We start from the raw sequence: 26,481 nt of genomic DNA on the forward strand, positions 1-26,481 counted from the left end.
TCATGGGATTGGATCCGGAGCGTAGTTGTCGTCGTCGTCCGGGTCGGGCCTGGTATTGCTCGGCGGGACGAGATATAGGTCGTCTCGGTAGTAGCCGAGAATACCACGGCGCAAGGTGCGCTCCGTATTCTGGCCGGCCGAACCGAGACCTTTGAGGATGAACTCGACCTGGATCGAGTTGTTCATGTCGCCTTCGCGGTTGCGCACGTAACGGCGCACCACCGCGCGCACGGCCAGGCAGCAGCTATCCCACTGCACGCCGGCGATGCCTTCCAGCAGGCTGTCGGTTTCCAGCGAGCGGTAATAGCGACCAACCACGCTCCAGGATGGCGTGACCGGGTACAGGAAGGAGAAGTCGGCTTCTTCCAACAGGTCCCGTCGTTTGCGATAGGACAGGTTGACCACGCCGTCGTCGCCAATCAGGTAGCGGGCGCGCGTGCTGATCAGGTTCTCGCGGCGGATCTTGGGGTCCCACTGATACGAGGCGCCAATGGTCCATCGGTCGGTAGGAGAATAGGTGGTGTCGGCGACCCAGGCGGACTTGCTTTGTTCGACTGGGACCTCGTTAGGCGTCGTGGTAACGCGGCTGTCGTCGAAATAGATGATCTGGCCGATGCTGGCGGACAGACGCTCGAAGCCGTCGGATTGGCGCAGGAAGCGCGTGCTCAGCGCCAGTGTGAGCTGGTTGGCGTCGGTCTGTCGGTCCGGCCCCGAATAGCGATTGTCACGGAACAGCTGACCCCAGCTGAAGCTGAAAGCGCGGGTATCGAACAGCGGAATGCCGTCCTGGTCGCGGTACGGCGCATTGAGATAGTACAGCCGTGGCTCGAGTGTATGCAGGTAAGGGCTGTCCTTGATCTCGGTTTCGCGGTCAAAATACAGGCCGGCGTCGAGCGAGGCGATGGGCAGGCTGCGGCTGGGCGATGCGTCGTTGAAAGTGGCGAGCATGGCAGGCGTGACCTGATCTGGTCGAACCCCATAGGCGATAGCGGCATGTTCCCTGAGATCCCCTTCCAGGCGGTATTCGGTATGCCGCCAAGCCAAGGTCGGGGTGATATACCAGGCAGCGCCTTGTAGGGGCATCGAAACGAACGGCTTGATGTCCAGGCGGTCAGCGCCTGGCTTCTCGTTATGCTGAAAGTGGACTGCCTCGACGTTCACGCCTGCAGATAGCCAGCGACCAAACGGCTTTTCCAAGTTGGCGTAGATACGCGGCAAGCGGTTGTACGGCAGGTTCCGTTCGCTGCCCGTGTAATCCGACAGCTGCCAACTATCGGCCATGACGCCGGCACTCCAGTACTCACCGGCACCGTACAGCCCGGCCGTGCTGGTGATCGAGGTCGCCGATAGTCCGTAGAGTGCGTTGCTGAAGTCTTCGGTGTAGCGCGCATCGCTGATCCAGGTCAGCTTCGCCTGCGCTTGCCAGTTCCGGTTGAGGCTGTGGACGCCGGCGAAGCCGAACACGCCACGGCTGTCGTCCGGATCTGGATTGTTGGGGTGGGCGGGGTTGTAGCCTGGTTCGCTTGCGCGATCCTTCAGCAGATCGTCGCTTTGCATCCATTCGCCCTTGAACGTGCCTCGACCTCCTTCGTACAAGTAGCGGAATTCGCCACCCAATTGGAAGCCGCGGTTGGTCATGATGCGCGGCGAGATGGTCGCGTCGTAATTAGGCGCCAAGTTCAGATAGATGGGTTGCTTATAGTCGAAGCCATTGCGGCCAGACTGGCCGATGGCCGGGTACAGCAGACCGGTGTGTCGACGGTCGTCTATCGGGAACTTCAGCCACGGTACGTACATCACCGGGATCTTGCCTATCCGGATGGTGGCGCCGCGGGCCACGCCCCAGCCCTTGTCGGTATTCACGTCGATTCGGCGGGAACGCAATTCCCAGCGCCGGTCTTCTGGATCGCAGGTGGAATACGTGGAGTGCAACAACTCGCCCTCGGGGCCTTTCAAGTTGATGCGATCGGCGCCGCCGTTGCCGCGGCGCGACACCAGTTGGTAACGCACGTTGTCGATCTGGTGCGAGTCGGCGTTCTGATCACCTCTGGCGCTGTCGGCAATGACGCGCAGACCGGCGTCCTGGTAGCGCACATGGCCGTCGGCCACGTAGGTGTCTTTTTCCTGATCGTATTTCAGGTTGTCCGCGCCAAGGAACTGGTCGCCACGAACCAGCGCGACATCACCGCTATATTCCAGATTGGACTCGGTACCGCCCAGGGCGTCGCCTTCAATGGAGGTGGGCTGTTCGGCACGCTGGTCACGCTGCGCCTGTGCGTTGTCCGTTGTTGAATTCGGCGCCTCGCTAAAGGCGGGAATTACATCCTGCACGGGGCATAGGGCCCAACTTTCGGGCTTGTCGTCGGCCGCCATCGCCGGCAGACAAAGGGCGATACTGAACGGCAACGGTAGCAGGCGAAGGACGGGACGCACGCGGTGCAGGGCTCCATGAAATTCAGGGTCAAAATTGGCCGCTAGCTTGCCGTATCCCATGGACGCGGGCAATGAAAACAGCCGGCTGGTGTGGGGCCTGGTTCAGCGTAGGCGTTTTCTCAGAACCTGTTCACGACGGGTCGCGGACAGGTTCTCAGCTTATCGGAGTTCGTCCACATGCGCGGCGCTGCATTCGCGCAACGCCTCCAAGTCATAGCCGCCTTCCAGCATCGAGACCACTCGTCCGGCGGCGTGCCGGCGGGCGATGCTGCGCAACTGGCGGGTCAGCCAGGCGAAGTCCTGGGTTTCCAGCATCAGGTCGGCCAGCGGATCGCGCATATGCGCATCGAAGCCGGCCGAGATCAGCAGCAGCTGCGGCTTGAAATCGTCCAGCGCTGGCAATAGCTCGTCGGCCCAGGTGTTCTGGAAGCGGAACCCGCCGCTTCCCGGCGGTAGCAGCGCGTTGAACATGTTGCCTACCCCGCGCTCGTACGGTGCGCCGCTGTTGGGGTAGATGCCCGATTCGTGGGTACTGAAATACGCCACCCGCGGATCATTGGCGAATATGGCCTGCGTGCCATTGCCATGGTGCACATCGAAGTCGGCAATGGCGACGCGCTCCAGGCCGTGCTTGTCGCAGGCGTGAGCGGCTGCGACCGCGATGTTGTTGAACAGGCAGAACCCCATGGCCGTGTCGCTGGTGGCATGGTGGCCGGGTGGGCGCACGGCACAGAAGGCGGTCGCAGCGTCACCCTTCATCACGGCGTCGACCGCGGCCACGCCGGCACCCGCGGCATACAGTGCTGCCATGCGTGAAGCGGGCACCATCACCGTATCCGGGTCCAGCATCCGGTAGCCCTGGAAGTCGGTTTCCGATACCGCCTGTATCAGTGCCTCGCCGTGGACACGGCGCAGATCGCCCAACTTCACCGCCGGTGCCTCGCGCCACTCAAGGTCGCCATGGGCGGCGCGCAACGACTCCAATACCGCTTCCAGGCGCGCCGGCCTTTCCGGGTGCTGGGGGCCGGGATCATGGGCCAGGCAGGCGGGGTGGGTGAAGATGATCACGTCAGCCGTGCCGGCGTTCGTGGTTCCAGAGCACTTCGCCTTGCCCGCCTGCTCGCGCCAATACGCGCGCCAATACGAAGAGCAGATCGGACAGGCGGTTGAGGTAGCGAATGGCTTCCGGGCGTACTGCTTCTTGCCGCGACAGCGCGACGGTCTCGCGCTCGGCACGGCGCACGATGGTGCGCGCCAAGTGGCAACGCGCCGCCGCTTCGCCTCCGGCCGGCAGGATGAAATCCTTCAGCGCCGGCAAGGGCTCGTTGTAATGGTCCAACTGGGTTTCCAGCGCGTCCACATCGGCGGCGGTGATGGCCGCATGACCGGGAATGCACAACTCACCGCCCAGGTCGAACATCTGATGTTGCACGGTGGTCAACAACGCGCGGATGTCTTCGGGCACATTGGCCGCCGCCAGCACCACGCCGATGGCGGAGTTGGCTTCGTCCACGGTGCCGTAGGCATCCACCCGTGCCGAGTCCTTGCCGACCCGGCTGCCGTCGCCCAAGCCGGTGGTGCCGTCGTCGCCGGTGCGGGTGTAGATCTTGGAAAGGCGGTTGCCCATCGCCCAGGTTCCTGTTCCGTGCAGCTCAGTGCCCGGCTTTGGCCCAGGCCCGCAGACGAGCCAATTGCTGCACACCGACATGGGCGATGACCGCCAAGCCGACATAGATCGCTGCCACGCGCAGGTAGGAAGGGAACCAGTCGCTGTAGTTCTTCCACCAGCCGGCGAAGGTGGGCGCCGTCACAACGTCGCTGATCCAATAAAAGCTGGCTTGGCTAAGCAGATGGCAGACCGCGACGGCGCCAGCCAGGCTGGCGACCAGCATGGCCAGCGACTTGCCATCACTGCCTTTATAAAAGCGCCGGACCAGCAGGCCACCGGCCCATAGCGAGAAATACGCGGGCAGCAGGAACCAATAGGCGGGCGACACGCAGTAGTGGGTCCAGAAGTTGAGGCCTTGGCCGCTGATCACGACATAGTCCACCAGTACCGCCACCGCCATCAGCAGCGGGAAGGCCCAGCGGGTCCAGGCGCGCAAGTAGAACCCCGCGATGAAGAACACTGCCCACGATGCATCCGGCACGGGTCCGAAATGGGTGAGCGAAGTGGGAAGGTGGAGTCTGCTGGCCACCAGCAGCAAGGTGAGCAAGGCAAGAATGATGGCGCGCTGGGTGTTGCTGTTCATGTGCGGTTTCCAGGAACTCAGGTCGCCATTCTAGCCGAGCCGGGCGGCCCCGCGTGCTGATCAACAGCCAGTGCGCGGGGCCGCCGGACTGAGCCGGTATCATGGCGCCATGATTGAATCGCATGACGTGTTGATAGTAGGTGGTGGCCTGGTGGGCGCCAGTCTGGCGATAGCCTTGGATCGCCTAGGCCTGGATGTGGGTCTGGTGGAAGCGACCCCAGCCGGGGAAATGCCGGCGGTATTCGACCAGCGCAACCTCAGCTTTGCCGCGACGACCGTCAATGCGCTGACTGCCTTGGGTGTCATGGCCAAGTTGCGCGCGCCGGCAGGACCGATCCGCCGCATCCACATCAGCCGTCAAGGCGATTTCGGACGGGTCAAACTGGACGCGGCCGAATACGGGCGCGATAGCTTCGGCCAGGTCGTCGTGGCGCGGGATTTTGGCGACGCGCTGGAAGCGCGGCTGGACGAACTGTCCAGTCTCACACGTTATCGGCCTGCGCGTTTCGTCGGGTTCGGCGCCATGGAAGATCAGCAGCGTCAAGTCCGTATCGTCGATACAACGGGCGAGCGCACATTGCATGCGCGGCTGGTGGTCGCCGCTGATGGGACGCGAAGCGGGGTACGCGAAGCGTTGGGCATCGCCGCCGATGAGCACGATTATCGGCAGACCTTATTCGTCGCCCGGGTCCGTGCCGAACGGGTGCCGGACGGCACTGCCTACGAGCGTTTCTGCAATGACGGCCCCACTGCGCTGTTGCCGCGAGGTGATCGCCATTTTGGCGTGGTGCACGGCGTCGCCAGTGAGCACGTGGATGCCGTCACTGGCCTGGACGACGGCGCATGGCTGGCCCGCATCCAGAAGATCTTTGGCTGGCGCGTGGGGCGTTTGCTCTCCAGTGGTCCGCGCAGTACCTATCCCATTGCCCGCGTGGTCGCCCGGCGTCTTCACTCTGAACGCGCGGTATTGCTGGGCAACGCGGCGCAGACGATCCACCCCATTGGTGCGCAGGGTTTCAATCTGGGTTTGCGCGATGCCCTGACGCTTGCGGAAATGGTGCAGCGGGGCGGCGATCCAGGCAGTGCCGCTCTGCTTTCCGCATATGCCGCGAGGCGCGCCGAGGACCGCCAACGCACGCTGGATTTTTCCGATGGACTGGCGCGGCTGACCGCCAATCCAGCGCCGTTGTTGCGGCCTTTACGCAGCTTGGGATTGTTGGCCGCCGACGCATCGCCTTCTCTGCAGTCATTGCTGGTGGGTAGCGCCATGGGATTCCGCGGCGACGTGCCGGTGCTTTGCAGGGAGAGCGCAGCATGAATCGACGCGGACAGATCGATATCGCGGTGGTCGGTGGCGGCGTGGTCGGCAGTGCCTGCGCGCTGGCGTTGGCGCAGTTGGGATTGGACGTAGCGCTGGTAGAAGGACGCGAGCCGCCGCGCTGGTCGGAAGCAAAGCCTGACCTGCGCGTTTATGCCTTCGCGTCGGACAATGCCGCTTTGCTGGATGGCATCGGCGTGTGGGCCGGCGTGCGCGATGCGCGCGCGCAGGCCTACCGGCGCATGCGGGTGTGGGATGCGGCTGGTGGCGGCGAGCTGAAGTTCGACGCGGATATGTTGGGCCGCGCGCAATTGGGCTGGATCGTCGAAAACGACCTACTGGTCGATCGCTTATGGGCAGCATTGCCGGCCGCCGGCGTGCAGATGCATTGCCCGGCCCGGGTCGAGGCGATGGAACAGGACGAACGCGGCGTTCGTCTACGCTTGGACGACGGCGGCAAACTGGACGCGCGATTGGCGATTGCCGCCGATGGCGCCGAATCCACGCTGCGTGGGCTGGCGGGTCTTGGCGTGTCGGAACACGACTACGCGCAACGCGGTGTGGTCGCTTTCGTCGAAACCGAACATCCACATGAAGAGACGGCCTGGCAGCGCTTCTTGCCTACCGGACCGCTGGCGTTTCTGCCTTTCACCCAGGGCCGCAGCTCCATTGTCTGGACGCTGCCCGATGACGAAGCTCAACGCGTCCTGGGATTGGATGACGCAGCCTTTGATCGCGAACTGACGCTCGCTTTCGCAGGACGGCTCGGCCACGTGCGAGCCGTGTCGGCGCGTGTGGCATTCCCCCTGCGCCGTCGCTTGGTCAACCAATATGTCAGCGGCCGCGTGCTGGTAATCGGCGACGCGGCGCACGTCGTGCACCCGCTGGCGGGGCAGGGTGTGAATCTGGGATTGCGCGATGTCGGCGGTTTGCGTGACGTCATGCACGATGCCCAGGCCAAGCGTGCCGATTGGAGCGCCCCACACCGTCTTGCGCGCTGGTCGCGGCAGCGGCGCAGCGAAAATACGACGGCTGCATACGCATTCGATACGATCAACCGTGTATTTTCCAACGATGAAATGCACACCACCCTGTTGCGGGGTGGCGTGTTGGGCTTGGCCGGGCGATTGCCGCCCCTGGTCAATGCCTTTTGGCGGCACGCCTCTGGCACGTAGGGCCTACTGGCAAGTCCCGACACTTCCCTCCCCGCATCGGTGACCTTCTATGAACAGTAGTCACGCGTCGCGTCGTCATTTGATCAGGACCATCGCTGGCGTGGGACTGGCAGGCGTCACCACGCCGCTGTGGTCGAAGCAGACCACCAGGAAACGTCTGGGCGTGGCGCTGGTCGAGTTGGGCTACTACAGTCGCGAACAGCTGGCGCCGGCGCTGCAATTGACTCGGCATTGCCATCTGGCGGGCATCGTCACCGGTTCTCCGGACAAGGCGGCGGAATGGCAGAAGCGCTATCGCATTGCCGACGAGAACGTCTACGACTATGACGGTTTCTCGCGCATCGCCGACAACGACGATATCGATGTGGTCTATATCGCCACACCCAATCATCTGCATAAGCCGCTCACGCTGGTCGCCGCCGCTGCCGGTAAACATGTGTGGTGCGAGAAACCGATGGCGATGAATGCCACCGAGGCACAGGCGATGATCGACGCTTGTCGCCAGCATCGTGTGCAACTGACCATCGGCTACCGCATGCAGCATGAGCCGAATACACGCCGCATCATCGGGTTCGCGAACGAAAAGCCGTACGGTCGTCGTCAAAGTATTCGAGCCGACGCGGGATTCGAGGGGTTCAACGAAGGCTGGAGTGATGCCTGGCGGCTGGATCCGGCACGCGGCGGTGGCGCGATGTACGACATGGGCGTGTATGCCTTGAACGCCGCCCGTTACACCTCGGGTGAGGAACCCATGGCAGTGACTGCCACGCAGGAAGTTCACCGCCCCGGCATCTTTCGCGGCGTGGATGAAGCCACGCGCTTCCGTCTGGAATTTCCCAGCGGCATCACTGCCGAATGTTCGACCAGTCTCGGCGCGAATATGAATCTGCTGCGCGCGGACTGCGAACGCGGCTGGTACGAACTATCGCCCTTCCAGTCTTATGACGGCATCCGTGGCCGCACTAGCAGCGGCGAAATACTGGACGTACGCGTGCCGAACCAGCAAGCGCGGCAGATGGATGACGACGCCTTGTCCATTCTCAATGGAACCCCACCGCTGGTGCCGGGCGAGGAAGGCCTGCGTGATATGCGGGTGGTCGATGCGATTTTCGCTTCAGTACGCAGCGGCCAGCGTGTGCAGGTGTCGCAGAGGTAAATCCGACTCGCCTCGTCTTCGTAGAGCGGGGCTGCGTCCCGCGATAGCACCGAGTCAGTGGCAATGAGGCCGTCGCAACGGCAGGCGATCGCGAATAGCCGCTTACGCTCTCGTAGAGCGGAGCTTGCTCCGCTGCTCTTATTTTTTTAGCCACACGTGACAAGCAAAAAACAGCGGAGCGAGCTCCGCTCTACGGGAAGCGCTTCCATTCGCTATTGCCTGCCGTTGCGACGGCCTCATTGCCACTGACTTGTCGCTATCACGGGGCGCAGCTCCGCTCTACAAGTCAACCGGGAATAAAGGGGAAGACGATCTTCAGTAATCCCTTCAAGGCACCCTCGGCGGTGCTGGCGATCGCTTTCGCGCCCAGGCTGTTGAGCGCGTTGCGCGCATCCTGCCAGCGCAGCTTGGTGATGTCTTTCTTCAATAGATCGGCCACTTCTTCCGAAGTGGGCGCCAGTTTCTTGAGTTCCGCGGCAATGACGGCGGGGTCCTTCTGCAGATAGCCCCAGCGTTCGGCAATGGTCAGAAGCGTATCGAATCGCACCGCGACAACGTCGCGATTGCGCTCGTAGACGGGTAGCGCGCCAACATCCAGGATCGCCTGCTCGAACTGCTGCTGATCGTCGGGGTGCTCGATGCGCACGGCCAGGAAGCCCTCCTTGCGGGCACGTTCGCTGACATGTTTTGCGCCGGCGCGCAGATTGGCTTCCGTCAACACGGTGGCCACGATGCGCTGCAGCGCGGCATCGTGCTCCTCCGGCACCAGTGCGCGCCAGCGGGCATAGCCGTCGCGGCGCAGTGCCTTGACCTTGGCTGGCGTGACCCGCAGCTTGCCAGCCACGGTGAAGTTGGATTCGCTGCGGTCGATGGCGCCATCGCGCTCCAGCAGCACGAAGATCAGCAGTTCCAGATCGCGCTTGGTAAGTGACTGGAATCCCTGCAGCAACGTCAGCCGAAGGAATTCATTGCCGAAGCCGGCGGGGTCTTTGAGTTCGATCGGCAACATGACGGCCTCCTGGTCCGGGGAGCATAGTGCCACCTCTGGTTTGCATGGAGTGAGATCACCTGTGCGGTTCGTCGCAAATGTGTCCGGCCGTGTAGGAGCGGCGTCCCGCCGCGAGCTCTTCGCTTCTGTCGCGATCTGACAGGAAGAGCTCGCGGCGGGACGCCGCTCCTACAAGGAGCTACCTCAGCGCACCAACGCGAATACCGCCAGGGCAAACGACAGTGCGGCGATGGTCGCGGCAATCAACGCCAACCGCTCGGAACGTTTGGACTGCCGCTCCAGTTTTTCCGCACCCAGCTGCAGGACTTCAATGGTCTTCTGCATATCGGTTGCCAGCAGCTTGATGGAATCGGCGCTCTGGGTTGCCGCGTTCTGCAATTCGGCGATCTGCTCGTTCAACACATCCAGGCGAAGTTTTTCGGTGTTGGCGTCGCGCACCGGCGTGCGAGTGAACATGGGGCGTGCAAGCCGAATGATTTCCGGCAAGTACGGTGCAACGATGGTGATCCAACTGGCGGCCATGGTGGTCTCCGGCAATGCAGATTGTTTTGGATTCAAGCGGATTGTAGAAGCGTCTTCGCCTGGTAGGAGCGCCGTCTCGGCGCGAGCTCTTCCTGGCGGCTCGCAATAGAAGCGAAGAGCTCGCGCCGAGACGGCGCTCCTACCTGGAAATCGCTATTACCGAGGTGTCGATTATCGCGAGGTGGCGAATACGGTGATCTCTTCGCGGTCGTGGTACAGCTGCTTGGCGCGCACGGTTAACGACTTGCCGGATTGCTCTTCGAACAGATCCAAACACAGCCGCGTTTCATCCCAGCGCTTCTTCATCGGCAGTTTGAGATTGAAGATGGCGTGGCGGCACCAGCCTTCGCGGAACCAGGTTGCCATGCGCTCGGCGACACGGCGCGGCTGTTCCACCATGTCGCAGACCATCCAGTCCAACCGTTGCGCAGGCTTCCAGTGAAACCCGTCCGCGCGCAGGTGCTCGACCAAGCCAGTGTCCATCACGTGCTGGCGCAGCGGTCCGTTGTCGACACTGGTGACCCGCAGATGGTGGCGCGTCAGTACCCAGGTCCAGCCGCCTGGCGCGGCGCCCAGATCGGCAGCGGTCATGCCGGGCTTCAGCAGCGCACTGCGCTCTTCCGCATCCAGCAGGCTCAACAGCGCTTCCTCCAGCTTCAGTGCTGACCGCGAAGGGGCATCCGGTAGCAGTTTGAGCCGCGGGATGCCGAGCGGCCACGGTGCGCTGTCGCCAGGAACGCTGCTGGCGAGGAAGGCGTGGTCGCCGTCGACGAAGACCACGTGCAGCCGGGGCAGGCGCAGGTTTTCCTTGTCGGTCAGCAGCCCGCGTTTGCGCAGCGCCGGCCGCAGCGCATTGCCGAAGCTGCGTGCCAACCCGGCCAGCGGCTTGGCGACATCCGAATCGGGGTGCTCGACCCACAGATCACCAAAGCGTCCGCCACCGCCCAGTGCTTCCAGCATCGGCGTGATGCGATCTTTCGGGTCCAGTCCCCGTAACTCCGCGATCATGCGCAAGCTCTGCCGGGCGAAGATCAGATCGCGCCAGGACAGAGCACGTTGCAGCGCTTCGCCGTCTTCGCCCACCAGGACGGCATAGCCGTCATTGCGGCCGGCCTTGGCATAACCTGGAAGGCTGGCGAGTGCGGCACGTTCCGTCAATTCGGCAGCGAGTTCGGGCTCGAAACCCTGGCGGCAATAGCAAATCAAGCCGGTCATAATTCCTGCCGTGTGGGAGCGACGTCAGTCGCGACTCGACCAATTTTCACCACCCGGGATATCTCCAGTACACAAGGTTTCCAGTCGCGACTCACGTCGCTCCCACAAGGGAAGTTCGCGCGCTTAATAACGATCATCGCCCATCTCGCCATACGCACGCAGCACCGCGCGCGCATCGTCGCGGCACAGATCGCGGACGACTTCGATGCCACGCTTGTTCAATTCGCCTATCCAATCGGCCGGCAATGGGCCTTCGTCGAATTCGGTCAGCGTCATCACATCCTCGGCGCGCGCGCCGATCAGCAGCCGATCGATGCCTGCCCACACCGTGGCGCCGTAACACTGGCAGCACGGCTGGGAAGATGTCGCCAGCGTGATAGGCGCGATGCGCTCATTCAAACGCGGCGTTTGCAGGCGCTGTTGCGCCAGCATGTACGCCATGTTTTCGGCATGCGCCAGCGAGCAGGTGTGCGGCATCACTCGGTTGACGCCGATCGAGATCACCCGGTGATCCGGACCAAACACCACCGCGCCGAACGGCCCGCCGCTGGCAGCTTCCACGTTGCGGCGCGACAGTTCGATTGCCAGCGTCACTTTGTCTTGGTCGCTGGAATAAGCACGCGACAGATCAATGGTGTCGTGCGTCCATGCGGGCAGTGTCAGATGGACTTGCGCATGAAGCATCAATTCACCTGCACAGGATTGGCGCCGCCGGACTGCGCGGATTCGCAACGGCCACTCACGCACTGGCAAGATGAAATTTCCCGAAAACCACAGATGCCCATCTGGCCGCTGGCGGCGCATTGCGCCCGCACCGCCTGCGGATCGGTGGGGCTGTCTTTGTTGACGCATGCCGGCATTGTGCCGCAGCAGTTGCCGACATCCTTCACCGCGCAATCGTTGTTGTTACTGCAGCTGTAATCGACCGTGACGGGCTGCGAAACCTGGCGCGGTGGATAAGGCTTGGTCGTTGGCGGCGCCGGTTTGGCCGGCGTTTCAACAGCAGTAGGATCCGTGGCTGGCGATACCGCGGCAGGTGCGGCGCAGGCGGCCAGCATCCATGTGGCCAAGCTGAGGATCAATGCTAAGCGGCGCATGGTAGGCGTTCCTTTCGGTGTGGAGTGGGGGCAGCTTACTCAGGACACGACGACGACGCACGGCGCCATGTGAACGGCACCGCACGCCCGCGTCGTAAATTTCGCCCTGCTCAGCCCTTGGCGGCCCAGGTGTCGCGCAGCGTCACGCTGCGATTGAACACCGGGCGATCACCCTGATGATCACGGCGGTCGGCAACGAAGTAACCAGTACGTTCGAACTGGAACGACTGCTCGGGTGCGGCAATGGCGGCGGCGGGCTCCACGTAGCCTTGCACGGTCTTGCGGGATTCCGGATTCAGGTAGTCGCGGTAGCTCTTGCCTTCGGATTCGTCGTCCGGATCAGCCACGGTGAACAGGCGGTCATAAAGGCGAATTTCCGCAGGCACTGCATGCTGCGCGCTGACCCAATGGATGGTGCCCTTGATCTTGCGTTCCGCACCTGCCATGCCGGGGCGGGACTCAGGGTCCAGCCAACCGCGCAACTCGATGATCTGGCCGGCGTCGTTCTTGATCACTTCATCGCAGCGCACGATGCCGGCGCCGCGCAGGCGTACTTCGCCACCGGGAATCAGGCGCTTGAAACCCTTGGGCGGCACTTCCTCGAAATCCTCGCGCTCGATCCACAATTCGCGCGAGAACGGGATATCGCGCTTGCCGAACGTCTCATCCTTTGGGTGGTTGGAGAACGTCAGCGTTTCTTCGTGGCCTTCCGGTAGATTGCTCAGCACCAGCTTCAACGGTTCGACCACGGCCATGCGGCGCGGCGCGGCAGAGTCCAGGTCTTCGCGCAGGGCGCCTTCCAGTACGCTGAAGTCGATCTGCGAATTCTGCTTACTGATGCCCACGCGGTCGACGAACAGGCGCATCGCCGACGGCGTGTAGCCGCGACGGCGTAGACCCTGCAAGGTCGGCATGCGCGGGTCGTCCCAACCGTCGACCAGGCCATCGTTGACCAGTGCCATCAACTTGCGCTTGCTCATCACCGTGAAGTTGATGTTGAGCCGCGAGAACTCGATCTGGCGTGGCTTGGCGGCCTCCCGTGGCAGTCCTTTCTCCAGCACCGGCTGCAGCAGTTCCGCATGACCGGTCAGGTCGACGTTGTCGACGCACCAGTCGTACAGAGGACGGTGATCTTCGAACTCCAGCGTGCAAAGCGAGTGGGTGATGCCTTCGACCGCATCGCCCAGCGCATGCGCGAAGTCGTACATCGGGTAGATCGGCCAGGCGTTGCCGGTGTTCTGGTGTTCGACGTGTTTGATGCGGTACAGCGCAGGGTCGCGCAGGTTGATGTTGCCGCTGGCCATGTCGATCTTGGCGCGCAGAGTGCGCGCGCCATCGGGAAATTCGCCCGCGCGCATCCGGCGGAACAGGTCCAGGTTCTCTTCCACGCTGCGGTCGCGGTAGGGCGAATTGCGGCCGGGCTCGGTCAGAGTGCCGCGGTACTCGCGCACCTGTTCGGCGCTCAGGTCGCAAACGAAGGCCTTGCCGTCGCGGATCAGCTTTTCCGCGGCCAGGTAATACACCTCGAAATAATCCGAGGCATGACGCAGCGAGTGCCATTCGAAACCAAGCCAGCGCACGTCGTCCTGGATGGCTGCCACGTACTCCGGGTCTTCCTTGGCGGGGTTGGTGTCGTCGAAGCGCAGATTGCAGACGCCGCCGAATTCGCCGGCAATGCCGAAGTTCAGGCAGATCGACTTGGCGTGGCCGATATGCAGGTAACCGTTGGGTTCCGGCGGAAAGCGGGTCTTGACGGCATGGTGCTTGCCGCTGGACAGGTCGTCACGGACGATCTGACGAATGAAGTCCCTCTTTTCCGGGGTTTCGTCGATGGCGGCGGGAATGGGGGTATCGGACATGCGTTTGGGCAACTGCGCGGGGCAAACCACAAGTTTAGCTGAGCGGGCACCAGCTCTGGTCTATCCTGAGCGCCCCTTTCGTGCGGCGTCACCCTGAATGAGCCTTCCCGTCCTGGTCATCGGCAACAAGAACTACTCTTCCTGGTCGTTGCGCCCCTGGTTGCTGCTGCGGCATTTCGGCGTGGAGTTCCGTGAAGTCCGGTTGTTGCTGGATACCCCGGAATTCTTCGCGGAAATCGGGCGGTACTCGCCATCGGGCAAAGTGCCGGCGCTGCAGGAAGGCGGTCTGTCCATGTGGGATTCGCTGGCGATCTGCGAATACGCCAATGAGCGCTGGCTGGACGGACGCGGTTGGCCCCGCGAACTGGAAGCGCGGGCCATGGCCAGGACGGCCGCCGCCGAGATGCATTCCGGCTTCACCGGTTTGCGCTCGCAGCTACCGATGAACAGTCGCCGCCGGCCGGATGCGTACCGCTGGGATGAAGCGGCGCAGCGCGATATCGACCGGGTCCAGGCGCTGTGGCGCGAACTTCGGCAAAACTACGGCGAAGCGGGTGAATTCCTGTTTGGTCAATTCAGCATTGCCGACGCCATGTTCGCACCGGTGGCGATCCGCTTCGATGGCTACGGCGTACCTGTGGATGAAGTCGCCACCCGCTACATGCAGGCGCTGTTCGCGCTGCCGGCCATGCGGGAATGGCGAGAGGCGGCGGAAGCCGAAACTGAATTGGTGCCGGGAACGGAGGCTTTCCGCAAACCTGCTTGAGGAACGGAGCCGGTAGCGGGTAGCCGGGAGCGGGTGAGCGAAAAACTTGCTTTGCCTCCCCCTTTAAAGGGGGGATTCAGTGGGATTTGCTTTTTGCTCTTTAGAAGCAACAGCCAAAGCAAATCCCCCGTAGCCCCCTTTAAAAAGGGGGCGAAAGCGAGAGCCTTACCGCTACCGCTTCACCCTGAGGAAACAACTTCGATGCGCATCGCCTATCTTGCCGACAATCTGTTCGACGCCCATCTGGTCAAACATGCGCTGGAAGATGCCGGATTGCCGGCGTTCGTGTTCGGCGAATCGCTGATCGGTGGGATGGGCGAGCTGCCGCTGTTCGGCGTGCTGCGAGTCTGCGTGCCTGACGCCGCGCTGCCCGAGGCACGCGAAGTGGTGCTCGGGCTGGGACTGGAATCGCCGCCGGAAGACCCCATATCCGACAGCGACGGGCTAGGCATCCTGCCAGCCTGAGCGATGGGGCGGTTCCCGTTCCGCATCCCAAACAAAGTGAGGTCGGCCATGCTGGGTATCGGTGCCTATAAACAACGTTTGCCACGTCCCGAAGAGGCTCTGCCCGGGCGCGCCGACGCGCTGCCGCTGCAAAATGCCCACTTCGTTCATGGCCGTCCGCTGCGCGGCGAGGCTGGATCGGAGTCCGGCGCAAGCTTTGCCGGTTTGGAAAAGGTGCAGTTCGGCATGGGGTGTTTCTGGGGCGCTGAGCGCAAGTTCTGGAGCCTTTCGGGCGTTTTCACTACTGCCGTGGGCTACGCCGGCGGCAGCACGCCGAATGCGACGTACGAGAAAGTCTGTTCCGGCATGACCGGTCACACCGAAGCGGTGCTGGTGGTCTACGACTCCGCGCAGACATCGTTCGAAGCGCTGCTGCAGGTGTTCTGGGAAAACCACGACCCTACCCAGGGCATGCGCCAGGGCAACGACACCGGCACGCAGTACCGCTCCGCGATCTACTGCGACACCCAAGCGCAGTACGACGCCGCCATTGCCAGCCGCGACGCTTATCAAGAGCGCCTGCACGCGGCCGGCTACGGCGACATCACCACCGAGATCCTGTACCCCGCGCCGGTCTTCTACTACGCCGAGGACTACCACCAGCAATACCTGGCGAAGAATCCCGGTGGTTATTGCGGCATCGGCGGTACCGGCGTGAGTTGCGCGATCGGCCTGGAAGCCTGATCCGTCGCGGGCCATGTGGGAGTCGTGCCGGCATGCCGGCACGGGCGTGCCGCGATCTGAACCAAACAAAAAGCTTAGACACGGATCAACGCGGATTACGACGGATAAAGCTTTGAGCCTTATCCGTATTTATCGGTTTTATCCGCGTCCAAAGCTTTTTGCGAACATGCGCCGCTTACGCGTTGACGGTTTCCGCCAAGCGCTCAGCGATGCTCTTACGCAATCCCACCAGATCCTGTGCGAAGGCATCGATGCCGCTGGCGAGTTTTTCCTTGGCCATCGCATCCTCCTCCAGCGCTTGCGCGAAGCTCTCGGCGGTCACCGGCGATGCGGTCACCGGCTCAACTTCGCGAGCAATGAGCTTGCGTGGTAGCGGGGCAAAATCCTGGCTCAGCTTTTCCAGCAGATCCGGTGCGATGGTCAGCCGGTCGCAGCCGGCCAGGGCTTCGATCTGTGCGGTGGAGCGGAACGAGGCACCCATCACCACCGTAGCGGAACCACGGCGCTTGAATTCATCGTAGACCCCCCGCACGAACACCACGCCCGGATCTTCATCGATGCTGGCCGGCGTCTGGCCGTTGGCAACGTACCAGTCGAGGATGCGGCCCACGAAAGGCGAGATCAGGAAAGCGCCGGCTTCGGAACAGGCGAGTGCTTGAGTCTTATTGAAGATCAGCGTCAGGTTGCAATCGATGCCTTCGGCCTGCAGCTGGCGCGCGGCCTCCACGCCCTCCCAGGTGGAAGCCACTTTGATCAGCACGCGGTCGTGGGCGATGCCCTGGTCGGCGTACATCGCAATGAACTTGTGTGCTTTTTTCACAGTGGCGGCGGTGTCGTGCGCCAGGTCGGCGTCCACCTCGGTGGAGACGCGGCCGGGGATCAATGCGCTCAAACGCGCGCCAACGCCCACGGTCAGGCGGTCGGCCACTTCCTCGATCAACGCGTCGCTGGCCTGGCCCTGCTGCCGCGCCCAGGCGAGTTCGCGTTCGATCAGATCGTTATAGACAGGCAGGACCAACGCCTTGCGAACCAGCGTGGGGTTGGTGGTGCAATCGACCGGCTTGAGGCGCTGGATCGCTTCGTAATCGCCGGTGTCGGCGACTACCACGGAAAGTTCGCGTAGCTGGTCCAATTTGGAAGGTGTCGCAGCGGTATTCATCGGCTCTCTTCGTGGGGAATCGGGAGGGGCCCGCCAGTATGCCCGGGAATGCCCGTCGCTTCAGCTTCAAGAAGCATGGGAGCGATACCGGATTTGGTATCCGATACGCTGGCGCCACCGGCTGATGGCACGCCTTAGGCGGCCTTCGGTTTCGGCCGGATCACGGAGCCGGTCTTTCCGGCGGTCGAGCGCGTGTCCATGGACAGCAGATCCACGGGCAGAGCGCGGATGATCTTCGCCAACTCGGTCAGAAAGCCGCTCATGGCCGAACTCTTGCGCCAGACCATGGCGATCTGACGGCTGGGGTGCGAATCGCTGAAGCCCAGCAGGTGGATGTTTTCCGAACGCGCCACCGGCGGTTTCACCGCCAACATAGGCAACAGCGTGATGCCCACGTCGGCCGCCACCATCTGTCGCAGCGTCTCCAGGCTGGTGGCGCGAAATTCGGCGCGCTCGTTGGCTCCTGAGATACGGCAGACATCCAGCGCCTGTTCGCGCAGGCAATGGCCGTCTTCCAGCAACAACAGTTTCTGCTCGGATAGCTCGTGCAGGCTCAGCGACTCGCGGTTAGCCAGAGGATGCGACTCCGGTACCGCCAGCACAAAAGGTTCTTCGAACAAGAATTCGGTATGCAGTTGCTCGTCCTGCACCGGCAACGCCAACAATCCGGCGTCCAACTTGCCTTCACGCAGATACGACAGCAGCAGGTCGCTTTTTTCTTCGACCAGCAACAATTCCAGATGCGGAAACCGTGCGCGGATGGTTGGCACCACGTGCGGCAGCAAATATGGTCCCAGCGTGGGGAAAATACCCAGACGCACAGTGCCCGCTTCCGGGTCCTGGCTGCGGCGGGCGGCTTCCTTCATCTGTTCCACTTCCGCCACGATGCGCCGGGCGCGTTCCGCGGCATCGCGGCCAGCAGGGGTCAGCATCACCTTGCGCGGCGCACGCTCCACCAGCGAGACACCCAGTTCGTCCTCGAGCTTCTTGATCTGGGTGGAAAGTGTGGGCTGGCTGACGAAGCACGCAGCGGCGGCATGGCCGAAATGCTTGTGGTCGGCCAGCGCCACCAGATACTTGAGATCGCGAAGATTCATGGCGGGGCCGCTCCTGAGCCTATGGCAGCCACTTTAGCGGGAAAGTTACCCGCTGCGCCGGCTGTGGAGAGTGAAGTCGCCGCTGCGCTGCGGTGAAGGGAGAAGTCGCGCCTTTGGCGCTGCAAAGGGTAAACGGCAAACGATTGACCGCCGTTTACCTTGGCAGGCGGCGTCGCCGCCGACTTTGCCCTTAACAGCCCGCACAGCGGGCGACTTCCCCTACTACGCCTCAGGCCGCCACCGCATCCGGGGCCTCGGCGGGAGCCGAGGTTCGGATCAGATGGTCGAACGCGCTGAGCGCCGCCTTGGAGCCTTCGCCCATCGCGATCACGATCTGCTTGTAAGGCACCGTGGTGGCGTCGCCGGCGGCGAACACGCCCGGCACGGAGGTCTGGCCGCGGTCGTCGACGATGATCTCGCCGCGCGGCGACAGTGCAACGGTGCCCTTCAACCATTCTGTGTTCGGCAGCAAGCCGATCTGCACGAAAATGCCTTCCAGCTCCAGGCGATGCGAATCGCCGCCCGTGCGGTCCTTGTAAACCAAACCGGTGACCTTGCTGCCGTCGCCCAGCACTTCGGTGGTTTGCGCGCTGGTGATGACGCGCACATTGGGCATGCTGTGCAGCTTGCGCTGCAGCACCGCATCGGCGCGCAGTTGGCTGTCGAACTCGATCAAGGTGACGTGGCTGACGATGCCGGCCAGGTCGATGGCCGCTTCCACGCCGGAGTTGCCGCCGCCGATCACCGCCACGCGCTTGCCTTTGAACAACGGGCCATCGCAGTGCGGGCAGTACGCCACGCCCTTGTTGCGGTATTCGTTTTCACCGGGCACGTTCATTTGCCTCCAACGCGCGCCGGTAGACAGGATCACCGTCTTGGCTTTCAGCGCGGCGCCATTGGCCAGCTGCACTTCGATCAACTCCTTGCCTGGCACCAGCTTCTGGGCCAGCTGCAGGTTCATCACGTCGACGTCGTATTCGTTGACGTGCTGCTCCAGCGCCGCCGCCAATTTTGGGCCTTCGGTATACGACACCGAAATGAAGTTCTCGATCGCCATCGTGTCCAATACTTGGCCGCCGAAGCGTTCGGCGGCGATGCCGGTACGGATGCCCTTGCGCGCTGCGTAGATCGCTGCCGCAGCGCCCGCCGGACCGCCGCCCACGACCAGCACATCGAACGGTGTCTTGGCCTTGATCTGCTCGACGGCACGACCCGCCGCGCCAGTGTCCAGCTTGGCCAGGATCTGTTCGATGGTCATGCGGCCCTGATCGAACGGCTCACCGTTGAGGAATATGGTGGGCACCGACATTATTTCGCGCGCTTCGACTTCCTGCTGATACAACGCGCCGTCGATCGCCACGTGCTGGATATTCGGATTCAGCACGCTCATCAGATTCAGCGCCTGCACCGTGTCCGGGCAGCTCTGGCACGACAGCGACATGAAGGTTTCGAAGCGCAGCTTGCCGTCCCTGGCCGACAAATCGAGATCGCGAACCTGAGCGATCAGCTCGTCCGACAGCTTGGGCGGATGCCCGCCGACTTGCAGCAGCGCCAGCACTAGAGAAGTGAATTCGTGACCGAGCGGAATCGCGGCGAAGCGCACGCCGATGTCGGTGCCGATGCGATTGATGGCGAACGAAGGCTTGCGCACATCGTCATCGCGCCGTTCGTAGGTGATCTTGTCCGACAGCGTGGCGATTTCTTGCAGCAGGGCTTCCAGCTCGCGCGACTTGTCGCCATCGTCCAGCGAGGCAACCAGTTCGATCGGCTGCGTGAGTTTTTCCAGGTAAGCCTTCAACTGGGTTTGCAGATTGGCATCCAACATGTGGCAGCTCCAAAAAATCGGGGAGAGGAGTGTTGCGAAGACGCTTGCAGGAGAGGCTTAATAAAGCCCGCTTAGTAAAAGCACGCTTGAACCGGGCAGGGAGGGGCCGGTTGGGAGTCCGGTGGCGACGTAAGCCGCTGCTGCAAGCACCCGGAGAACATATGTCTGGTGAGCATCGGTACCCGCGCCGGAGCCCGGATACCGGAGTATCGCGAAACGACTGCGCGTGAGCGGGAGGCCCGCTCACGCAATCAGGTGGATTAGATCTTGCCAACCAGGTCCAGCGAAGGCTTCAGCGTTTCAGCGCCTTCCTTCCACTTGGCCGGGCACACTTCACCCGGGTGCGAGGCGACATACAGCGCGGCCCGGACCTTGCGCAGCAGTTCGCTGGCGTCGCGGCCAATGCCGTTGTCGTGGATTTCGTACAGCTTGATCTGGCCTTCCGGATTGATCACGAAGGTGCCGCGCAACGCCAGGCCCTCTTCCTCGATCATGACTTCGAAGTTGCGGGTCAGAGTGCCGGTGGGGTCGCCGATCAGCGGGTACTGCACCTTCTTGATGGCTGCCGAGGTGTCGTGCCACGCCTTGTGAGCGAAATGAGTGTCGGTGGACACGCCGTAGATTTCCACGCCCAGCTTCTGGAACTCGGCATAGTTGTCCGCGAGGTCTTCCAGCTCGGTCGGGCACACGAAGGTGAAGTCGGCCGGGTAAAACACCACCACCGACCACTTGCCCTTGAGGCTGGCGTCGGTCACTTCAACGAATTCGCCGTTGTGGTACGCGGTCGCTTTGAAGGGTTTGACTTGCGTATTGATCAGGGACATCAGTAATCCTCTTTGAAAAGTGGGGTGGGATGTTGCATGGCGGCCATCTTAGGCGGACTCTATTGATATATCAAATCGATTAGTAAAATTGAATCGATAGTTAACCTCTATCAATCCGATTGCCCGGGCATGTGTGCCCGAAGGGCCGGATGACCCTAGTGCAGCTGGCCTGTTGAGTACGTGAGGGCAAGGGCGACCGCTCTCAACCGCTACCATGTCCCTCATGGAAACCAATGCCCCCACGCGCCTGGACGCCCTGCTGCGCGATGCGGCCGCGCAGCTGCCGATGCCCGAAAGCCGCTATGAAGTCGAACGCCTGTTGATGCATGTCCTGAAGCGGGACCGCGCATGGCTGTTTGCGCACGCCACCGACCCGCTTCCGGTCGATGTGCAGGCGGCGTTCGGCGCTTTGCTGCAGCGGCGGATCGCGGGCGAGCCGGTCGCCTATCTCACTGGTACGCGCAATTTTTGGACGCTGGAACTGAAAGTCACCCCGGACACGTTGATTCCGCGGCCGGAGACCGAACTGCTGGTGGAATTGGCGCTGGAGCGACTACCGGAAAATACGTCCATCCGAGTGGCCGATCTAGGCACCGGCAGCGGCGCCATTGCGCTGGCGATCGCCAGTGGAAGGCGAGAGGTGCGTGTCATAGGTACGGACGTCAGTACAGCCGCGCTCGCGATCGCAAACGAAAACGCACGTGCCAACGACATCCACAACGTCGAGTTTCGCCATGGCAGCTGGTTCGCGCCGCTGGATGGGGAGCGATTCCAGATAGTCGTCAGCAATCCACCTTATATCGCGGAGAGCGATCCGCACTTGCGGCAGGGTGATTTGCGGTTCGAGCCTGCCGGCGCATTGTCATCGGGTGCTGACGGTCTGGATGCCATTCGCGAGATCGTCTTGGAAGCGCCGCGTTACTTGCTTGCTGGTGGCTGGCTGTTGATGGAGCACGGCTGGGAGCAGGGCGATGCTATACGCGCGCTGCTGGAGCAGGCGGGGTTCGCTGAGGTTTCCACAGCCCAAGACCTGGAAGGACGTGACCGAGTAACGATGGGAAGTATCGCGGGATAACGGAGAATTTGCGGGCCCGCGTCTTCCTAACGGCGGAAAAGTTCGTAGGAGCGCCGTCCCGGCGCAAGCTCTTTCCGTCAGATCGCGTTGAAGCGAAGAGCTCGCGGCCGGAGGCCGCTCCTACAACAGCAAAGGGCCCCGCGGCGAAGGGGCGGATGAACGATATTCAGGCTGTCACCGCTGCTTTCATTGCACATCAGACGTTCGACGGTAATTAATTAGGACCAGATCGAGTTCCCCAAGGTTCTAGTCCACAGCCGAGCGGTCGTCCACCTCCGGCGATCGCCCAAGCAGTTCCTGCAGCAGGGACTGCATCTCGCGCTGCCAGATAACGTAGCCCTCTGCGTTGGGGTGCAGCAGGTCGGGCATCACGTCCTTCGATAGCGTGCCGTCGGGGGCGGTCAGCGCGGCGTTGATGTTCAGGAAGTGCACATGGCGTCCGTCGGCGTAGCCGGCGATGAGCCGGTTCACGCGCTCATTGATGTCGCGCAGGGAATCGTCGGGCTTCTCACCGCGCGGGAAGATGGCAAGCAGCAGCACTTTCGTGTTCGGTAGGCTCTGGCGGATCTCGCCAATGAGGCGTTTGACGCCGGCCGCCGTGGTTTCCGGGTTCTCGGCGCGGTGGCCGGTGTTGTTGGTGCCGATCATCAGCACCGTCACTTTGGGTGCGAGGCCGTCGAGTTCGCCGTGTTGTAGCCGCCACAGCACGTTTTCCGTGCGGTCGCCGCTGAAACCAAGATTCAGTGTTCCGTAGCCGGCATAGTGGCGTTGCCAGATTTCGCGGCCCTCTTTTTCCCAGCCCTGAGTGATGGAATCGCCGATGAAGACCACTTCGGGACTGCGGCCGCTCGCCACGAGCTTACGTGCCTCCGCCAGCTTCTCTTTGTGTCGTGGTAGCCACCAGTCGACCGACCACGATTCATTCAACATCGCTGGCGTCACCGATTCGGTGCGGTAGTCGGGGCAGTTTGTGTTCGGTTTGCCGTCGCGCACGAAACGCACGTTTGAGACGCTGACGCGGCCGCGGCCGTTGCCCTCGAGCTGGAACGGCAGTTTCACCTTGGAGAAGTCGGCGCCTTCGCGCATGAAGCAGGCTATCGCCAGCGACACGTGCTGCGGGCCCTTGCCGGCGTGGGCCCGCGCCTGATCCATCAGGCTCACACTGCGCTCGCAGCCTTCGCCGCAGTCGAGCTTGACCTTGACGGCGCCCTGGGCCAGGTCGGCAGCGTCCATATCCAGCTCAAGCGTGCCACCGAGATACGGGCGCAAGTCCAGCGGTTGCGGGCTCTCGATGCGCAGCGTGGCGAGCCAGAGATCCTTCCATTCGAACAACAGTGTCTCGCGGCGGCCGTCACTTCCCTCGGCGCTGACACTGGCGTGGCTGGCGCGCGCGTACTCGGCCGTGGGTCGTGGAGCGACCACGCGGTTGCCGCTCAGTTCGGCCTGATCTTCCCAGTGGCCGACAGTGATGCGCCACGCGTTAGCGGATGCGGGAAGAATGACGAGGTCGGTGGCGGTCGCCGCTGGGATGCCAGTGGCGTAGATGGCGAACGATACGGCAAGCAAAAGCTTGGTGGCCGCACGGATACGGGCGTTGAGGGTAGATCTCATAGTGATCGCAAGGTTATGTCGGAGGGGGCAGCCAATGGAGCATGCTCAGCGTGACGAGCCCCTGTTTCGGCTAGTCGGAGGCTCCCAATATATCCAGGTTGGCGCGCGAACGCGGCGGTGGCCGCGCGTTCGTTGAAACCCTGCACGATCAGATAACGCCTGGCGATTGTTGCGGCCGGTGACCTTGACCGCGTTCATCAGCGCCTGGCCCAAGGGTTGCCCCACTTGGTTATCCGCATACTTTGCCGGTGTGTTGGATGCAGTAGTTCATTCTCGTTGTTTGTAAGAGCGACGTGAGTCGCGAAGAGGCTTTCATGGAAAGTTGCATCGCGACTCACGTCGCTCCTACAAGGAAACAGTTAGCGGCTACACCGCACCAGCATCCACGTAGAAGCGTCCCTATCTGGCACGGCGATGCTCCGGGCAACACTCCGGGCGAGCAAGGAACCACGGCGATCAGGTCGGCTAAACTAGGCGCCTGTCCTGCCGGGAATTCCCTATGCGCACGCTCTATCCAGACATTGAACCTTTCGACATCGGAACGCTAAAGGTCGATGATCGGCATACGCTCTATTACGAGCAGTGCGGCAATCCGGACGGCAAGCCGGTGGTGTTGCTGCACGGCGGCCCCGGTGCGGGTTGCAGCCCCAAGATGCGACGTTTCCATGACCCATCCAAGTACCGCATCGTGCTATTCGATCAGCGCGGCGCAGGGCGTTCCAGGCCGCATGCCGATCTGACGGGCAATACCACCTGGGACCTGGTGGCTGATATCGAAAAGTTGCGAGAAAAGCTGGGCATCGCCCAGTGGCAGGTGTTCGGAGGCAGTTGGGGATCGACGCTGGCGTTGGCGTATGCGCAGGCCCATCCGGAGCGGGCGACCGAGTTGGTGCTGCGAGGCATTTTCATGTTGCGCCGTTGGGAGCTGGAGTGGTTCTATCAGGAAGGTGCCTCACGGTTGTTTCCCGACGCTTGGGAGCACTATCTCGCCGCGATTCCGCCGGTGGAGCGGCACGACCTGATCTCGGCCTTTCACCGCCGTTTGACTTCCGCTGATGCGGAAACCCGCTTGGCCGCTGCGCGCGCTTGGAGCGTCTGGGAAGGCGCGACCAGCTTCCTGCATGTGGATCAGGATTTTGTCAGCGGCCACGAAGATGAGGAATTCGCGCTGGCTTTCGCCCGCATAGAGAACCATTACTTCGTCAACGGCGGCTTCTTTGAAGTCGAAGATCAGCTGCTGCGCGATGCCAACCGCATCGCTGACATTCCGGGCGTGATCGTGCATGGCCGCTACGATGTGGTGTGCCCGGTTGCCAACGCGTGGGAGCTGCACAAAGCGTGGCCGAAGGCTAAATTGGAGATCACACCGACATCCGGCCATTCCGCATTCGAGGTGGAAAATATCGATGCGCTGGTTCGCGCGACGGATGCGTTCGCCTGAGCGCACTTCCGTAAGATCGGGTTGTTTAGTTTTCACTAGCGCGGTGGGCCAGGGCCCACCCTACGGGAGAGGAAATGTCAGACGAAGAAACGCGGGTGGTCAAGGACAGCAATGGGACCCAGTTGCACGATGGGGATTCCGTCACCTTGATCAAGGATCTGAAAGTGAAAGGCACGTCGGTGACGCTCAAGCGCGGCACGTTGGTCAAGAACATCCGCTTGACCGATGACGAAGGCGAAATCGAGTGCAATGCGGAGAAGGTCAAGGGCCTGGTGCTGAAGACCGAGTTTTTGAAAAAGGCCTGAGCAGATTCCAGGCTTGTGTGTCAAATGGCCGTGCGGCATTTCGTTGCTCCAGTACGCTGTGTAGTAAACGTAAAGAGTGAAGTCGACGGCTGCGCCGTCTTTTAAGGGTAAAGAAAGGGAGGGTTTTCTTTGCTATTCGCAGCCCGCGAAGCGGGCGACTTCACCTTCACTCCCAGGCTCTTCTGGTTGTGGAAGAGTCGTACATACATCCGGAGATTGACCATGTCTGAGTCACGCAAGCAGGCGCACGAATTCGATCAGGAGCTGCTGGATCTCTACGATTACTACGTCCACGGTCAGATAGACCGGCGAGCCTTTCTGAGCCGGGCGGCCAAGTTCGCGGTGGGTGGGCTGACTGCGGTAACGCTGCTCGATTTGCTCAACCCGCAATACGCGCTGGCGGAACAGGTGCTCGCCAACGATCCGCGCATCGTGTCCGAGTACCGCAAGTTTCCGTCGCCGGAGGGAAGCGGCGAAGGCCGTGGATTGCTGGCCCAGCCGAAAGACATGGAAGGCAAGCGGCCGGTGGTGCTGGTGATACACGAGAACCGAGGCCTCAATCCTTATATCGAGGACGTGGCTAGACGGTTGGCCGCGCAAGGCTTCATTGCTTTCGCCCCGGATGCGCTGTACCCGGTGGGTGGTTATCCCGGCAACGATGACAAGGGCAGGGAGCTGCAGGCCAGGCTGGACCGCGAGAAGATCGTCCGCGACTTCGTGGCCGCCGTATGCTTCGCCCACGACTTGCCCGACAGCAATGGCAAATTGGGCGTGGTCGGTTTCTGCTTCGGCGGCTGGCTGACCGGCGTATTGGCCTCGCGCTTGCCTGATCTGGTCGACGCCGGTGTGCCGTACTACGGCGGCCCGCCTACGGCAGAAGAGGCCGCGCGCATCAAGGCGCCGCTGCTGTTGCAGTTTGCGGAGCTGGACACGCGCGTCAACGATGGTTGGCCAGGCTACGAGCAGGCACTGAAGCAAGCGGGTGTCGATTACACCGCTCACGTTTATCCGGGCGTCAACCACGGCTTCCACAACGACACCACGCCTCGCTACGACAAGGCGGCCGCCGAGTTGTCGTGGCAGCGAACGATTGCGTTCTTCAAAAAGCATCTTGAATAGTCCGGAGCGGCTCTGGCCGCTTCACGCAGAGCTGC

General features: G+C 62.4%; 24 protein-coding genes and 1 pseudogene. 10 read left to right on the forward strand and 15 right to left on the reverse strand.

The annotated features are described in order from the left end of the window. The 4 genes from lptD to AB6O04_RS05390 form a co-directional block, all read right to left on the reverse strand. On the reverse strand, nt 1-2,433 hold the full coding sequence (gene lptD / locus AB6O04_RS05375; protein ID WP_368562777.1) for an LPS assembly protein LptD: 2,433 nt from the start codon (nt 2,431-2,433) through the stop codon (nt 1-3). 159 nt (nt 2,434-2,592) lie between these two features. Beyond that, entirely contained in the window at nt 2,593-3,501 is a 909-nt protein-coding gene (locus AB6O04_RS05380) for a histone deacetylase family protein (RefSeq protein ID WP_368562779.1), read from the reverse strand. Between the two features lies 1 nt (nt 3,502). Beyond that, nucleotides 3,503-4,060, reverse strand: coding sequence for a cob(I)yrinic acid a,c-diamide adenosyltransferase (locus tag AB6O04_RS05385; RefSeq protein ID WP_368562781.1), 558 nt, complete (start codon nt 4,058-4,060; stop codon nt 3,503-3,505). Between the two features lie 25 nt (nt 4,061-4,085). After that, on the reverse strand, nt 4,086-4,685 hold the full coding sequence (locus tag AB6O04_RS05390) for a hypothetical protein (protein ID WP_368562782.1): 600 nt from the start codon (nt 4,683-4,685) through the stop codon (nt 4,086-4,088). Nucleotides 4,686-4,794: 109 nt separating this feature from the next. Between AB6O04_RS05390 and ubiH the strand changes: the two genes are divergently transcribed. From ubiH to AB6O04_RS05405, 3 genes are read left to right on the forward strand one after another with little or no spacing between them, the layout of a single operon-like run. After that, on the forward strand, nt 4,795-6,003 hold the full coding sequence (gene ubiH, locus AB6O04_RS05395) for a 2-octaprenyl-6-methoxyphenyl hydroxylase (RefSeq protein ID WP_368562784.1): 1,209 nt from the start codon (nt 4,795-4,797) through the stop codon (nt 6,001-6,003). Further along, the gene (locus AB6O04_RS05400; protein ID WP_368562786.1) at nt 6,000-7,178 is read left to right on the forward strand and encodes a UbiH/UbiF family hydroxylase; all 1,179 of its coding nucleotides are present in this window, start codon (nt 6,000-6,002) and stop codon (nt 7,176-7,178) included. The genes ubiH and AB6O04_RS05400 overlap by 4 nt, the downstream gene beginning before the upstream one ends. Before the next feature lie 49 nt (nt 7,179-7,227). Then, nucleotides 7,228-8,334, forward strand: a complete 1,107-nt coding sequence (locus AB6O04_RS05405) for a Gfo/Idh/MocA family protein (protein WP_368562787.1) — start codon at nt 7,228-7,230, stop codon at nt 8,332-8,334. A gap of 286 nt (nt 8,335-8,620) precedes the next feature. Here AB6O04_RS05405 and AB6O04_RS05410 read toward each other — a convergent pair whose 3' ends face one another. The 6 genes from AB6O04_RS05410 to AB6O04_RS05435 all read right to left on the reverse strand — a co-directional run bounded on the left by AB6O04_RS05410 (nt 8,621) and on the right by AB6O04_RS05435 (nt 14,036). Next, the gene (locus AB6O04_RS05410) at nt 8,621-9,343 is read right to left on the reverse strand and encodes a hypothetical protein (RefSeq protein WP_368562789.1); all 723 of its coding nucleotides are present in this window, start codon (nt 9,341-9,343) and stop codon (nt 8,621-8,623) included. Between the two features lie 183 nt (nt 9,344-9,526). Beyond that, a complete protein-coding gene (locus tag AB6O04_RS05415; RefSeq protein WP_368562790.1) occupies nt 9,527-9,865 on the reverse strand; it encodes a hypothetical protein in 339 nt (112 codons plus the stop codon). A 171-nt stretch (nt 9,866-10,036) separates the two neighbouring features. Continuing rightward, a complete protein-coding gene (rlmM, locus tag AB6O04_RS05420) occupies nt 10,037-11,080 on the reverse strand; it encodes a 23S rRNA (cytidine(2498)-2'-O)-methyltransferase RlmM (RefSeq protein WP_368562792.1) in 1,044 nt (347 codons plus the stop codon). A gap of 123 nt (nt 11,081-11,203) precedes the next feature. Further along, a complete protein-coding gene (locus AB6O04_RS05425; RefSeq protein ID WP_368562794.1) occupies nt 11,204-11,764 on the reverse strand; it encodes a nucleoside deaminase in 561 nt (186 codons plus the stop codon). Further along, a complete protein-coding gene (locus AB6O04_RS05430) occupies nt 11,764-12,177 on the reverse strand; it encodes a hypothetical protein (protein ID WP_368562796.1) in 414 nt (137 codons plus the stop codon). Before AB6O04_RS05430 ends, AB6O04_RS05425 begins: the two co-directional genes overlap by 1 nt. A 110-nt stretch (nt 12,178-12,287) precedes the next feature. Beyond that, on the reverse strand, nt 12,288-14,036 hold the full coding sequence (locus AB6O04_RS05435) for a glutamine--tRNA ligase/YqeY domain fusion protein (RefSeq protein ID WP_368562798.1): 1,749 nt from the start codon (nt 14,034-14,036) through the stop codon (nt 12,288-12,290). A gap of 97 nt (nt 14,037-14,133) precedes the next feature. Between AB6O04_RS05435 and AB6O04_RS05440 the strand changes: the two genes are divergently transcribed. The 3 genes from AB6O04_RS05440 to msrA all read left to right on the forward strand — a co-directional run bounded on the left by AB6O04_RS05440 (nt 14,134) and on the right by msrA (nt 15,990). Further along, a complete protein-coding gene (locus AB6O04_RS05440) occupies nt 14,134-14,802 on the forward strand; it encodes a glutathione S-transferase family protein (protein ID WP_368562800.1) in 669 nt (222 codons plus the stop codon). A gap of 201 nt (nt 14,803-15,003) precedes the next feature. Beyond that, nucleotides 15,004-15,267 (forward strand): DUF2007 domain-containing protein, encoded by a 264-nt coding sequence (locus AB6O04_RS05445; RefSeq protein ID WP_368562801.1) that lies wholly within the window; start codon nt 15,004-15,006, stop codon nt 15,265-15,267. 48 nt (nt 15,268-15,315) lie between these two features. Next, nucleotides 15,316-15,990: a peptide-methionine (S)-S-oxide reductase MsrA gene (gene msrA / locus AB6O04_RS05450; protein WP_368562802.1), complete on the forward strand. Its 675-nt coding sequence runs from the start codon at nt 15,316-15,318 to the stop codon at nt 15,988-15,990. Nucleotides 15,991-16,165: 175 nt separating this feature from the next. Here the strand turns inward: msrA and AB6O04_RS05455 are convergent, their stop codons facing one another. The 4 genes from AB6O04_RS05455 to ahpC all read right to left on the reverse strand — a co-directional run bounded on the left by AB6O04_RS05455 (nt 16,166) and on the right by ahpC (nt 20,895). Next, nucleotides 16,166-17,149, reverse strand: a complete 984-nt coding sequence (locus tag AB6O04_RS05455) for a transaldolase (RefSeq protein ID WP_368562804.1) — start codon at nt 17,147-17,149, stop codon at nt 16,166-16,168. Between the two features lie 134 nt (nt 17,150-17,283). Continuing rightward, on the reverse strand, nt 17,284-18,246 hold the full coding sequence (gene oxyR / locus AB6O04_RS05460; RefSeq protein ID WP_368562805.1) for a DNA-binding transcriptional regulator OxyR: 963 nt from the start codon (nt 18,244-18,246) through the stop codon (nt 17,284-17,286). A 229-nt stretch (nt 18,247-18,475) separates the two neighbouring features. Continuing rightward, a complete protein-coding gene (ahpF, locus tag AB6O04_RS05465) occupies nt 18,476-20,071 on the reverse strand; it encodes an alkyl hydroperoxide reductase subunit F (RefSeq protein WP_368562807.1) in 1,596 nt (531 codons plus the stop codon). Between the two features lie 260 nt (nt 20,072-20,331). Beyond that, the gene (ahpC, locus tag AB6O04_RS05470; protein ID WP_368562808.1) at nt 20,332-20,895 is read right to left on the reverse strand and encodes an alkyl hydroperoxide reductase subunit C; all 564 of its coding nucleotides are present in this window, start codon (nt 20,893-20,895) and stop codon (nt 20,332-20,334) included. Nucleotides 20,896-21,118: 223 nt separating this feature from the next. On the opposite strand from ahpC, the gene prmC reads away from it, so the two are divergent. Next, nucleotides 21,119-21,970, forward strand: a complete 852-nt coding sequence (gene prmC, locus AB6O04_RS05475) for a peptide chain release factor N(5)-glutamine methyltransferase (protein WP_368562810.1) — start codon at nt 21,119-21,121, stop codon at nt 21,968-21,970. Between the two features lie 246 nt (nt 21,971-22,216). Here prmC and AB6O04_RS05480 read toward each other — a convergent pair whose 3' ends face one another. Next, nucleotides 22,217-23,581 carry a GDSL-type esterase/lipase family protein gene (locus tag AB6O04_RS05480; protein WP_368562812.1) on the reverse strand — a complete coding sequence of 455 codons (1,365 nt, stop codon included), beginning with the start codon at nt 23,579-23,581 and terminating at the stop codon, nt 22,217-22,219. A gap of 499 nt (nt 23,582-24,080) precedes the next feature. Here AB6O04_RS05480 and pip point away from each other — a divergent pair, with 499 nt between their 5' ends. The 3 genes and pseudogenes from pip to AB6O04_RS05495 all read left to right on the forward strand — a co-directional run bounded on the left by pip (nt 24,081) and on the right by AB6O04_RS05495 (nt 26,446). Continuing rightward, a complete protein-coding gene (gene pip / locus AB6O04_RS05485; protein WP_368562813.1) occupies nt 24,081-25,022 on the forward strand; it encodes a prolyl aminopeptidase in 942 nt (313 codons plus the stop codon). A gap of 65 nt (nt 25,023-25,087) precedes the next feature. Beyond that, nucleotides 25,088-25,327 (forward strand): annotated as a pseudogene (locus AB6O04_RS05490) (alkylphosphonate utilization protein); the annotation flags it as partial. Nucleotides 25,328-25,549: 222 nt separating this feature from the next. Next, nucleotides 25,550-26,446 (forward strand): dienelactone hydrolase family protein, encoded by an 897-nt coding sequence (locus AB6O04_RS05495; protein ID WP_368562814.1) that lies wholly within the window; start codon nt 25,550-25,552, stop codon nt 26,444-26,446. Nucleotides 26,447-26,481: the final 35 nt, after the last annotated feature.

It is taken from the genome of Pseudoxanthomonas sp. UTMC 1351, assembly GCF_040948865.1.
Taxonomy (GTDB): Bacteria; Pseudomonadota; Gammaproteobacteria; order Xanthomonadales; family Xanthomonadaceae; genus Pseudoxanthomonas_A.